This is a genomic window from Methyloceanibacter marginalis, assembly GCF_001723295.1.
GTDB lineage: Bacteria > Pseudomonadota > Alphaproteobacteria > Rhizobiales > Methyloligellaceae > Methyloceanibacter > Methyloceanibacter marginalis.
The window spans coordinates 1-11,490 of the sequence record NZ_LPWD01000167.1; the positions used below are offsets into that span (position 1 = coordinate 1).

Sequence of the window (11,490 nt, forward strand, 5' to 3'; positions counted from 1 at the left end):
CCCATGCACCCGCTGACCTTCAAGCAGGAGCGCGATACCCAGTTCCGCGACACGGTGGTGACGCTTCTGCTCGACAACTCCGGCTCCATGCGCGGCCGGCCCATCATGGTCGCGGCCTGCTGCGCCGACATCCTGGCGCGCACGCTCGAGCGCTGCGGCGTGAAGGTCGAGATCCTGGGCTTCACCACCCGCGCCTGGAAGGGGGGCCATTCGCGTGAGGCGTGGCTCAATGCCATGAAGCCGCCTTTGCCCGGCCGCCTAAACGATCTGCGCCACATCGTCTACAAGGCCGCCGACACGCCCTGGCGCCGCGCCCGGCGCAATCTCGGTCTGATGATGCGCGAAGGTCTGCTCAAGGAAAATATCGACGGGGAGGCGCTGGCCTGGGCCCATCAGCGGCTACTGGCGCGCCCCGAGCAGCGGCGCATCCTGATGATGATTTCGGATGGCGCCCCGGTCGACGACTCCACACTCTCGGTCAATTCGGGCTCCTATCTGGAGAAGCATCTTCGTCAGGTGATCAACGAGATCGAGACGCGCTCGCCCGTCGAGCTGCTCGCCATCGGCATCGGCCACGACGTCACCCGCTACTACCGGCGGGCCGTCACCATCACCGACGCTGAGGAACTGGCCGGTGTGATGACCGAGAAGCTCGCCGAGCTGTTCGACGAAGATCTCGCCTGGCGGCAACTTCACCGCACCGTGCCGTCGGCCGCCCGCGCCAAACGCCGGCAGCTCCACTAACGTGAAGCGCGCTTCGCGCCGAGCGGCGCTCGCCCTTGCGCTGTTCACCGTGGGCTCCCTGTGCGCCGTCGCCTCGTCGCTGATCGCCAAGCCCGCCGACGTGCCGGATCGCGCGATCGAGACGCGCGTCTCCGTCATCCCCATCAATTTCGACCGCGACCGGCCGGAGCGTAAGGAATTCGGCAAGCTGATTTTCCGCGGCGGGCTCAACCTGTTCGGCCGGTCGCGGCATTTCGGCGGCTTCTCCGGCATCGCCTGGATACCTCCGGCACGACGCTGCTGGCCGCCGACGCCGGCGCTGGATGCGCGCGACCTCACCTATGACGGCCGCTGGCTGAAGGGCATGGAAAACGTGACGCTGGGGCCGATCCTCGGCCATGACGGCAAGCCGCTTCGCATAGACGCCGAGCGCGACGCCGAGGGTCTGGCGCTCACGGCAGGCGATACGCGCACCGGCCAAGCGCTGGTCTCTTTCGAGCGCGAGCACCGCATCCTGCGCTACCCCTTCACCATGAAAAGCTTTGGGCCGCCGGGCGGCGTGGTGCGTCTGCCGAAGGAGGCGGGGGGCATGGACGCCAATCAAGGCCTCGAAGCCGTCGCGCTGATCCATGCCGGACCGCTGAAAGACACCGTCGTCGCCTTATCCGAGCGGCTGCAGGACGCAAACGGCAATCTCCGCGGCTGGCTGATCGGCGGGCGCAACCCCGGGCCCATCACGGTGCGGCGCCTCGGCGGCTTCGACATCACCGACGCCGCTGGGCTCCCCGAGGGCGGCCTGATCCTGCTCGAACGCCGGTTCCGCTACAGCGAAGGGGTGAAGATGCGCATCCGCCGCATCAGCGCGGCGGAGCTCAAGGCCGGCAGACTGATCGAGGGCGAGGTGCTGCTGGAGGCGACCGACCGGCTCAATATCGACAACATGGAGGCGATCGCCGTCCACCGCTCGCGCGCCGGCGAGACCGTCCTGACCCTGATGTCGGACGACAATTTCAGCCCGTTTCAGCGGTCGCTGATCATGCAGTTTGCCCTGCCGTGAGGGCATGGAGCCTGGAGAGCCTTAGGAGGCGGCCGCCTGCGTCCCCTGCGTCCCGTGCACCTTGGCGATCTCGCGCTTCAGGCGCCGCGCCTTCAGAGACAGCTCGTCTTCGCCGGCCTTGAGCAGGTAGGCGTCGAGCCCGCCGCGATGCTCCACGGAGCGGAGCGCGTTGGCGGAGACGGTCAGCCGGACGCGCTTTTTCAGCACGTCGCTCTGAAGCGTGACATTGCACAGATTCGGCAGAAAACGGCGCCTGGTCCGGCGCTTGGCATGGCTCACATTGTTGCCGGTGAGCACGGCTTTGCCGGACAGCTCGCAGCGACGGGCCATGGTCCTTTGTCCTTCTAACGAATATCTTGATAGCCGGTTGCGGCTCGTGACTATCCACAAGCGCGGCAGCCAGGGAGGCGAGATATACGGGGATGGTCCTATTCGGTCAAGGCACAGCCTTGATTCCCGTCTATGCTGGCCGAATTGACGAATCCGCCAAATACCTGGACAGTCTCAGGATCAGGAGGACTAGCGGGAGGACGTCTTGCTAGGGGTCGGGAGACATGTGGGCAGCACGACATTGCTTGAGCCTTTTGGCTGTGGCCGTCCTCACGCTCGGCCTCGGCCCGGCGCTTGAGGACGAACGCGCCCGGGCGGAGAGCCCTGCCACGTCCGCCGCCCGCATCATCGCGGTCTATCAGGTCAAGGTCGGCAACTTCAATCTCGGCAATTTCAGCGTCACCACGACGCTGAACGGCAGCGGCTATCAAATGCGCGGGGAAGGCAAGTTCTCCATCCTCGAGGGCCTTGTTTACAGATGGCAGGGGGTCACCGCGAGCACCGGCCAGGTGACGGAGGCGGGCCCCGAGCCCGCCACATACGCCTTCAGCTATTCCGACGGCGGCAAGACGGACGAGCGTCTGCGCATGACGTTCGGCGACGGGGCGGTGCAGCAGGTTTCCATTTCGCCGCGCAAGGGCACGATCCCGGGCACGATCCCGGTCAAGCGCGAGCAGCTCGAAGGCGTGCTCGATCCCATGAGCGGCGCCTTTCTCACCGCCCGCTCCGCCAATCCGCACGGCGATCTCAGCGTCTGCAATCAGATGCTTCCGGTGTTCGACGGCAAGTCGCGCTTCGACCTCGTGCTGAAGCCGAAGAAGCGGGTCATGGTCCAGAACACGGCGCGGACTGCCTATTCAGGCCCGGCGGCGATCTGCCGGGTGAAGTTCATCCCCATCTCCGGCTACCAGCCGAACAATGCCGGCATCCAGATGATGACGCAGTCCGACGAGATCGAGGTCTGGCTGATGCCGGTCAAGGGCACGCAGATGTATGTGCCCTACCGTATCGTCCTGCCGACGCCCGTGGGCTACGGCACCGCGGTCGTCACCTCGATTCAGGTCGCAGGGTCCCGGCGCGCGAGCGTCGACTAGGCTAGTAACGGCGAGGCGCCCTACCGAGTGTTAACGCGCAAGGCCCAAAACCCAACATGTCGTAGGGAACGGACGTTGAAAATTCACGATCCCCTGATTCGTCCGTGCTCTGTTCCCGTTGCGATCCCCTGTGAGGAGAGCCCCGGCTGGGCGCAAAAGCCAGATATAGGGTCGATTGTAAGAATGCCGGCGCGTGCCGCGCTCGCGAAAGCGCCCGCCGGAGTGTGCCAATTTAGGGGCGGAACATAAGCCGAATGGGCTTTGTCAGCGATTCGGACGAGATTCGTTCTTCTCCCGTTCACGGCCCGCACGGGAGTCACGTTAAGAAGTGCGTCGAATGACCAAGGCTTTATCCACGCAATCCACAGGTCCAGCCAGAGGACGCGGCGTCACCGCCGTGCTCGGGCCGACCAATACCGGCAAGACGCACCTCGCCATCGAGCGCATGCTGGCCCACGACGTCGGCGTCATCGGCCTACCGCTCAGGCTGCTTGCGCGCGAGGTCTACGACAAGGTCGCGGCGCGGGCCGGCGCCAACCAGGTGGCGCTCATCACGGGCGAGGAGAAGATCAAGCCGCCGTCCGCGCGCTTCTATGTGTGCACGGTGGAGGCGATGCCGCGGGAGCTCGAGGCCGATTTCGTGGCCGTGGACGAGATCCAACTCGCGGCGGACGCGGAGCGCGGCCATGTGTTCACCAACCGCCTGTTCCACGCGCGGGGCCTCAACGAGACGCTGCTGCTTGGCGCGGCGACCATGCGCGATGCCATCCGCGAGGTCCTGCCCGGCGCAATCTCGGTGTCGCGCCCGCGTCTCTCGAACCTGTCTTATGCCGGCGAGAAGAAGATCACCCGTCTTCCGAGGCGTGCGGCCATCGTCGCCTTCTCTGTGAACGACGTCTATGCCATCGCCGAGTTGGTGCGGCGGCAGCGCGGCGGCGCCGCGGTCGTGCTCGGCGCTCTTAGTCCCCGCACCCGCAACGCCCAAGTCGAGCTCTACCAGAACGGCGATGTGGATTTCCTGGTGGCGACGGACGCATCGGCATGGGGCAACCTGGATCTCGATCATGTCGCTTTCGCCGGCGTGCGGAAATTCGACGGTCATGCCCACCGCAATCTCAGCCCTTCCGAGATCGGCCAGATTGCCGGCCGCGCCGGGCGCCATATGAACGATGGAACGTTCGGTGTGACAGGACAGGTCCCGCCTTTCGATCCCGAACTGATCGAACGGCTGGAGACCCACAGTTTCGATCAGGTCGGCATGCTGCAGTGGCGCAGCCGTACCCTCAACTTCGCCTCCATCGAGGCGCTGAAAGAAAGCTTGCGCGAGATGCCCGAGCATCCGCGCCTCACCAGATCGCGCATGGTTGATGACGTCATCGCGCTGGAGAACGTGACCCGCGATGAGGGCATCTGCGACCTGGCGAGATCGCCGGCGGCGGTTGGGCTGTTGTGGGAGATGTGCCAGATTCCCGACTATCGGAAGGTCTCGCCCACCGATCACGCCGATCTTGCGGCCACGCTCTACCGTTATGTCATGAGCGATGAAGGCAAGATTCCCGAAGACTGGTTCGCCAATCAGGTCTCGCAGACCGACCGCACCGACGGCGATCTCGATACGCTGTCGAACCGCCTCGCCCAAATTCGTACCTGGACTTTTGTGTCTCACCGGGCTCAATGGCTTCACGATCCGGAGCACTGGCAGGACCGCACCAGGCGAATCGAGGACAAGCTGTCCGACGCGCTTCACGAGCGCCTGACACAACGATTTGTCGATCGGCGCACCAGCGTGCTCATGCGGCGCTTGCGCGACAAGGAGGAGATGATGGCCGAGATCAGCGAAGACGGTCAGATTCTTGTCGAGAACCACTTCGTCGGCAGCCTGGACGGCTTCCGCTTCACGCCCGATGCGTCCAGCGACGGCATTCACGGCAAGGCCGCGCTCCATGCGGCGACGCAAGTGCTTGCCACCGAACTCGCTTCGCGTGCCGCGGCGCTCGCTGCCGCCGCGGATGAAACCATCACGCTCACACCCAATGGGCGGATCGTCTGGCAAGGCTCGGAGATCGGCAGGCTCACGCGCGGCGACACCGCGCTGAAGCCCCGTATCGAGCTTTTCACAGACGAGTATTTGGGTCCGCCGGACCGCGAGCGCGTCACGGCGCGGCTCGCTTCGTGGCTCGCCGCCTATCTCGACGCCAAGCTGAAGCCGCTGATCGCGCTGAGCGAGGCGCAGGACCTGACCGGTCTGGCGCGCGGGCTTGCCTTCCGCCTCGCAGAGAACCTCGGCGTGCTGCGCCGCGACACCGCCGCCGCCGAGATCAAGGCGCTCGATCAAGCGGACCGGGGGCAATTGCGCAAATACGGCGTCCGCTTCGGCGCCTTCAACCTCTACTTCCCGGCGCTGCTCAAGCCCGCGGCAGCAGAGCTGCTGCTTCTGCTTTGGGTGCTCCACGCCGGACAAGAACACGATCTCACAACGGACACGCTGCCTGAGCGGCCGAAGCAGGGCCTGACCTCTGTCCCCGCCGACAAGGCCATTCCAGAGCCATATTGGCGCGCCGCGGGCTTTCACGTGGCCGGCAACCGTGCGGTCCGCATCGACATGCTGGAGCGGCTCTCCGATCTCATCCGCGCGCGCGTGATTTGGCGGCAAGCAGCGGTGACGGACGCGCAGACCGAAGCGAACGGCACAAACCGCAAGGAACCCGCGGCACCTCCAACCGGCGCCACCGGCGACGGCGGCTTCCGGGTGGTGCCGGAGCTGATGTCCATGGTCGGCTGCTCGGGCGATGAATTCACCTCGATCCTGCGCGCGCTTGGCTTCCGCTTGGAGCGCCGGAAGATCGAAGGCGAAAACGGTGCCGACGCGATACCGGCCACGGCCGAATCCGCACCTGCCGAGACTCCGCATACTGAGACGCCTCTTGCCGAGACCGCGGCGGCGGAATCCACTGCGACCGAGCCCGCGCCGGCAGCCCTCGAGACGCCAGCGGCCGGAACTGCCGACGCCGTGGCGGAGGCACCGAAAGACGCCGCTCCCACGCCCGAGCCCGCGTTCGATGAAATTTGGCGTCCGGGCAAGCGCCGGGATACCCAGCGGCCGCAGCACGCACGAGGAAAAGGACGCAAACCGCCGGAGGCAGGCGATCGGCCCCCGCGGCACGGCAAGGGCCACAATAAGGCGAAAGGCAACGAGCGGGGTCAGGCCAAAGGCCAGGATCGAGATGGCCAGGCCCGGCAGGGCCGAGACCGCCAGGGCCAACCGAAGCGCGAGCGGATGCTGCCGGAGCACTCGCCCTTCGCGGCCTTGAAAGACCTCCGCGACAGCCTTGCAGCGCGCAGTCGTCCCGAGAAAAGCTAACCCGGATTGCCGATGACGCCACAGCGCCTCGACAAATGGCTGTGGTGCGCGCGGCTGATGAAGACGCGTTCGGGCGCCGCACGACTCATTAGCGATGGAAAAGTGCGCATCAATGGTGAGCGGGCGCTGAAACCGAGCCGATTGGTTCACGCAGGCGACGTGATTACGACCGCCAACCAAGGGCGTCTTGCCGTCGTGCGCGTGGTCGATGCCGCGGAGCGCCGCGGGCCCGCTAACCTCGCGCAAACGCTCTATGAAGATCTCACGCCTCTGCCGCCCGCCAACCGGCCGCTAACCCCGCTGCGCAGCGGCAAACGGCCGACCAAGCGCGACCGGCGCCGTCTCGACGCGTTGCGCGTCGACTGGACCTAGGAACGGATTACGCGGCGGAGGTGAATCGCGGCTGCTGCGGCGCAGGCGCGGGCTTGATCCATCCTTCATGAAGCAGCGCCGTCATCTGGGACACGGGGACCGGCCGGCTAAAGAAATAACCTTGCGCCTGCTCGCAACCTGCGCCGATCAGGAAGCGCATTTGTGCCTCCGTCTCCACCCCTTCGGCGATCACATCGATGCCGAGCTCATGGGCAAGCCGGATGGCCGCGCGCACGACGGCGGCGTTCCGGTAATCCACCGTCACGCGGAACACGAACTCTTGGGCGAGCTTCAGACGGTTGACCGGATATGTGGTCAGATATTTGAGCGACGAATAGCCCGTGCCGAAATCGTCGATGGCAATCCGGAGTCCCATGCGGCGCAGAGACTCAAGGGTAGCACCATGCCGTTGCGTCGCCTCCATGAGAACGGACTCGGTGAGTTCCAGCTCGATCTCGCCCGGATTGAGGCCCCATTTGGCAATGCTGGCCGCGACCTCCCGTTCGAGGTCGGCCGACTTGAGCTGAACGCCCGAGACGTTGACCGCGAGCACGTGCGGCGCGACGCCTTCGGCCTGCCACGCCTTCATCTGCCGGCAGGCCTCATCGAAGACCCAGCTCCCGAGCGGCTGCACCGCCCCGGTACGCTCCGCAATGGCAATGAACGAGCCGGGCGTGAGCAATCCGCGCGTCTTATGATTCCACCGCACCAGGGCCTCGACCCCGGTCAAGCGCCCCGTCGCGAGCTCGACTTGCGGCTGATAGTAGAGCTCCAGTTCGCCGTCCTCGATCGCCGCCCTTAGCTCGTGTGCGACGCGGACCCGTTCATGGACTTGCCTGTCGAGATCCTCGCTGTGAAAGCGATAGCAGTTGCGCCCTTCGTCCTTGGCGCCATAGAGCGCGAGATCGGCCTGGACCATCATCGCTTCGGGGCCGGCAATGTCGTGCGAGAAGTGCGCGATGCCGATGCTCGAGGTGACGGAGATTTTGTGACCGTCGATGATAAACGGTTTGGCCAGAGTCTCGCCGATTCTCGCGGCGAGCGTTCCAGCTTCCGTGGGATCGTTCACGTTGCAGGCGAGAACGGCAAACTCGTCGCCGCCGAAGCGCGCGACGAGGTCTTCTTCCCGCACCACGTTTTTCAGCCGCGCCACGACTTCCTTGAGGAGCTGATCGCCCATGGCGTGACCAAGCGTGTCGTTCACGTCCTTGAAGTCATCGATGTCCAGGTAGAGCACGGCAAATGCCGGTGAGCCGCGCAGGCTCGCATTGAAGGCCATGCTGAGCCGTTTCATGAAGGCGCGGCGATTGGCCAAGGACGTCAAAATGTCCGTCTGCGCGAGCTGGAGGATGCGCCGGTTGGCGGTCTCCAGGCGCAAAGTGTGCCGCAGCGAAGCCCACACATAGGCGAGCACTGCAGCGAAGATCAGTCCGATCACGCCGACGGCAAAGGTGCGATAATGGCCGGTCAACGCGCCCTTGCGCGGCACAAGAAAAAGGTTCCAGCGCGCATCGCCGACAGTCAAGTCAGCCGACCAATGCGTCATTTGCGCAAGTGACGCTCGCGTTTCGGACGAGGTCAGCGTGTCTGACGACCGACGACGCGCGCATAAAGCGGAGGAGCATTCTGATCGTTATTTGAGGGGTAGATGAACAGATCGACGCTAGGCGGGAGAACCGCTTGTGCAAGAATTGCATCGAAAACCGTGGAGGTCTGAAAGGCCCCGGCGATAACCCCTTCCAGATTTCGGCGCCGGCTGACGATACTGTCGTGAAGGGTGCCTGGCTTGTAGACCGGCAAGAAAGCGATGAACCCCGGGCGCTTCCCACCAATGGGATTGCGGAGTTGGATGTTTTGTGCAGTGGCCATCGTATCCCCGTCACGCGCACGGCGTATTGCGCTGCTTCGCGCACGCTCATAGTGGAGATCCGTGCCGAACGTCGCGGTACGAGCATGTGAGACGCTGGAATAGAGGATCGGGAAATACTCTTCGCGCTCCGTCGCGTCCCGGACGTTGCCGGTCGGCGCCCAATCCTTGATCGAAAAATCAGTCAGTCCGGACCTCTGCACGCCGCTCTCGAAGACGGGCCGCTCTTGACGATCAACTCGGGGGCACCAGAGGAGACGCATGGCGCTGCCGTGGCCGGACAGAATCTGGCTCGTGAAGAGATCGAATTCGCGGCGATTGACGCCCTCGGAAGCGTCATAGAACGCGCGCAAGGCGCGAATCTTGTCCAGATAGCCGTCGAGTCCGTTTTGCAGGACCGCTGCATAATCGCCCGCCACCGCATTGAACCGGGCCTTGGCAAGCCTTTCTTCCCAAACCGACACGGTGATCCAGGCTGCCGCAGCGAGCACCAGGCCGAGCAGGCCCACGGCCACCAAGGGCCAGACCTGGGCTAGGTGCAGCCGCTTGCTCAGGGCTCCTGACAGGTCTTGCATTCCAGATTGGCCCCTCTCGCGCGCCAAAGGGTTGGGCGGGCGGCTAGGTGCGCCTCACCGCGGAACAACCAATGGGAGGTGCCATAAATAGATTGACGCGCCCTTAGTTCGGACCAGGAAATTCAACCTAACGGTCGCGCCCCAAGCCGCAAATGCATCCCAAAAATAAGGGTTTGCGGGGTCTTGCGCTGCCTTGTGCTGCCCGGCCTATTGTTATACGCAGGGCGCTCCCGGGGCTTGTCGGACGGCCCGATAAGGGCTTTTTGAGAACAAGGCTGGGCAAGCCTCAGAGCATGTGGGATCGATGACTTACGTCGTCACTGAAGTTTGCATCAAGTGCAAGTACACCGACTGTGTTGAGGTCTGTCCCGTGGATTGTTTCTACGAGGGCGCCAACATGCTCGTCATTCATCCCGACGAGTGCATCGACTGCGGCGTCTGTGAGCCGGAATGCCCGGTTGACGCGATCAAGCCGGATACCGAGCCGAGCCTGGACCAATGGCTGGAGGTGAACCGCCAGTATTCGGAGACTTGGCCCAACATCACCACCAAGAAGCCGGCCCCTGCCGACGCCGACGCCTTCGTCTCCGAGCCGGACAAGTTCGAGAAATATTTCTCCCAGGAGCCAGGCGAAGGGGATTGAGGCTCTTCAAGGGGTTAAGCGTTAACCCTATGGTCAAAATGCCGCATATTGCGCCCGCTCATGGGCCATGCTGCACTGCCGCACGGCTTCCAGATTCACTAAATTTGTGTTATGGTGCTTTTGAAATGGCGCAGACTGTCGGCGCGTGAAGCACCAAGAGAGGCGACGCCGTTTGGGCGCGCTTTTTTTCTGACTTGAGGGAGTTGGCACGATCAGGCCTCCTGATCGACCGCTCGCTTATTGCCCCGCGAAAGCCGCTTTTGGCGGCGCCGGCGAACCAATCGCTGGCCTTTCGAGTTTCCAAGGCAGGCTTCACGCTCCAAGCGTTCGCGCCCACCAAGCAATTTTCAATAGTGAGGCGATCGCATGCCGGAAAAGAAAAGACCCCAGCAGAGACACGGTTTCCGGACGAACGAGTATATCGTCTATCCGGCCCATGGCGTTGGCCGCATTGTCAGCATCGAAGAGCAAGAGATTGCCGGTGCGAAGCTTGAGCTGTTCGTCATCAACTTCGAGAAGGACAAGATGACCCTTCGCGTCCCGACCTCGAAGCTTGAGAGCGTCGGCATGCGCAAACTGTCCGAGGACAAGGTGGTCAAGAAGGCCCTCACGACGCTCAAGGGCAAAGCCCGCGTGAAGCGCACCATGTGGTCGCGCCGCGCCCAGGAGTACGAGGCCAAGATCAACTCCGGCGATCTCATTTCCATCGCCGAGGTGGTGCGCGACCTGTACCGCTCCGAAGCCCAGCCCGAGCAGTCCTATTCCGAGCGTCAGCTCTACGAAGCAGCGCTCGATCGCATGGCGCGCGAGCTTGCCGCCGTGGAGAAGTTGGACGAGGCATCCGCCGTCGCCAAGATCGATGACGTGCTCGCAAAGTCCGCGCGCACTGCCAAGGCGGCCGCAGAAGCCGAACCGCACGGCAAGGCTGCCTAGACGGCATCCACGATTTCGAACGGATCATGGCCGGGCCAAAAAGCCCGGCCATTTTCGTTTGGGGCGTTCAGCCGGCGGGCGATGCCGGCGCCAAGACCTCGATCTGCTCGGGATGGGTGGCCGCGATCATTGGCCCGTTCCACCACTCGACAAATCCCCGTACACGCACGCGCTTGCCGGGAAGCGCTCCAAGGTCGAGACCGGCCGCCTCGAATACCCCCAGGGCCTTTCGTTCGATGGTGATGGTGAAGTCGCTGCGCCAGTCTTCCGCGAAGTTCACATAGAGCAGTTTGCGCCCTTCCCCGATGGCGTGAACAGTGCCCTCGATGAGTTGGTAGGTGCGGACGAACCGGCCCAGGCGCTGGCATCGCCCGCCTCCTGCACGCGATAGGCCCAGGAACGCCATAGTCCGCGCCGGGCCTCGCGCGCCTCCCCTTCGGCCACAAGCAGAGCTTGTATGCAGGCGCGGCCATCGGCGAGCGAATAGACGCGCGCGAAACCTTGGGCAACGAGATCTGCTCTGAAGCCAGTGCTG

The 11,490-nt window shown here is 64.2% G+C and carries 11 protein-coding genes and 1 pseudogene; 7 read left to right on the forward strand and 5 right to left on the reverse strand.

Going from position 1 to position 11,490, the window contains the following annotated elements; translation table 11 throughout:
- The coding region (locus tag AUC71_RS06965; RefSeq protein ID WP_425283363.1) for a cobaltochelatase CobT-related protein at positions 1–744 on the forward strand (744 nt) is incomplete at its 5' end.
- A 1-nt stretch (position 745) separates the two neighbouring features.
- The gene (locus AUC71_RS06970; RefSeq protein WP_069623686.1) at positions 746–1,780 is read left to right on the forward strand and encodes an esterase-like activity of phytase family protein; all 1,035 of its coding nucleotides are present in this window, start codon (positions 746–748) and stop codon (positions 1,778–1,780) included.
- Positions 1,781–1,801: 21 nt separating this feature from the next.
- Here the strand turns inward: AUC71_RS06970 and rpmB are convergent, their stop codons facing one another.
- Positions 1,802–2,110, reverse strand: coding sequence for a 50S ribosomal protein L28 (gene rpmB, locus AUC71_RS06975; RefSeq protein ID WP_069623687.1), 309 nt, complete (start codon positions 2,108–2,110; stop codon positions 1,802–1,804).
- A gap of 224 nt (positions 2,111–2,334) precedes the next feature.
- Here rpmB and AUC71_RS06980 point away from each other — a divergent pair, with 224 nt between their 5' ends.
- From AUC71_RS06980 to AUC71_RS06990, 3 genes are all read left to right on the forward strand, one after another.
- Positions 2,335–3,204, forward strand: a complete 870-nt coding sequence (locus AUC71_RS06980; protein WP_083238167.1) for a DUF3108 domain-containing protein — start codon at positions 2,335–2,337, stop codon at positions 3,202–3,204.
- Positions 3,205–3,541: 337 nt separating this feature from the next.
- A complete protein-coding gene (locus tag AUC71_RS06985; RefSeq protein WP_069623689.1) occupies positions 3,542–6,565 on the forward strand; it encodes a helicase-related protein in 3,024 nt (1,007 codons plus the stop codon).
- A gap of 12 nt (positions 6,566–6,577) precedes the next feature.
- Positions 6,578–6,937, forward strand: a complete 360-nt coding sequence (locus AUC71_RS06990; RefSeq protein ID WP_069623690.1) for an RNA-binding S4 domain-containing protein — start codon at positions 6,578–6,580, stop codon at positions 6,935–6,937.
- Between the two features lie 7 nt (positions 6,938–6,944).
- On the opposite strand, the gene AUC71_RS06995 is transcribed toward AUC71_RS06990, so the two are convergent.
- Together AUC71_RS06995 and AUC71_RS07000 are read right to left on the reverse strand one after the other, a co-directional pair.
- Complete coding sequence (locus tag AUC71_RS06995) at positions 6,945–8,462, reverse strand: putative bifunctional diguanylate cyclase/phosphodiesterase (RefSeq protein WP_204376661.1); 1,518 nt, start codon at positions 8,460–8,462, stop codon at positions 6,945–6,947.
- Between the two features lie 53 nt (positions 8,463–8,515).
- On the reverse strand, positions 8,516–9,379 hold the full coding sequence (locus tag AUC71_RS07000) for a CHASE domain-containing protein (protein WP_069623692.1): 864 nt from the start codon (positions 9,377–9,379) through the stop codon (positions 8,516–8,518).
- Between the two features lie 304 nt (positions 9,380–9,683).
- Between AUC71_RS07000 and fdxA the strand changes: the two genes are divergently transcribed.
- Together fdxA and AUC71_RS07010 are read left to right on the forward strand one after the other, a co-directional pair.
- Positions 9,684–10,022 (forward strand): ferredoxin FdxA, encoded by a 339-nt coding sequence (gene fdxA, locus AUC71_RS07005; protein ID WP_069623695.1) that lies wholly within the window; start codon positions 9,684–9,686, stop codon positions 10,020–10,022.
- A 363-nt stretch (positions 10,023–10,385) separates the two neighbouring features.
- Positions 10,386–10,955, forward strand: a pseudogene (locus AUC71_RS07010) (CarD family transcriptional regulator); the annotation flags it as partial.
- A gap of 67 nt (positions 10,956–11,022) precedes the next feature.
- Here AUC71_RS07010 and AUC71_RS17505 read toward each other — a convergent pair.
- Positions 11,023–11,235, reverse strand: a complete 213-nt coding sequence (locus tag AUC71_RS17505; protein ID WP_083238168.1) for a hypothetical protein — start codon at positions 11,233–11,235, stop codon at positions 11,023–11,025.
- Positions 11,232–11,490, reverse strand: a 259-nt coding sequence (locus AUC71_RS17510) for a thermonuclease family protein (RefSeq protein WP_193427024.1), incomplete at its 5' end; no start/stop codon positions are given. The genes AUC71_RS17510 and AUC71_RS17505, both read right to left, overlap by 4 nt.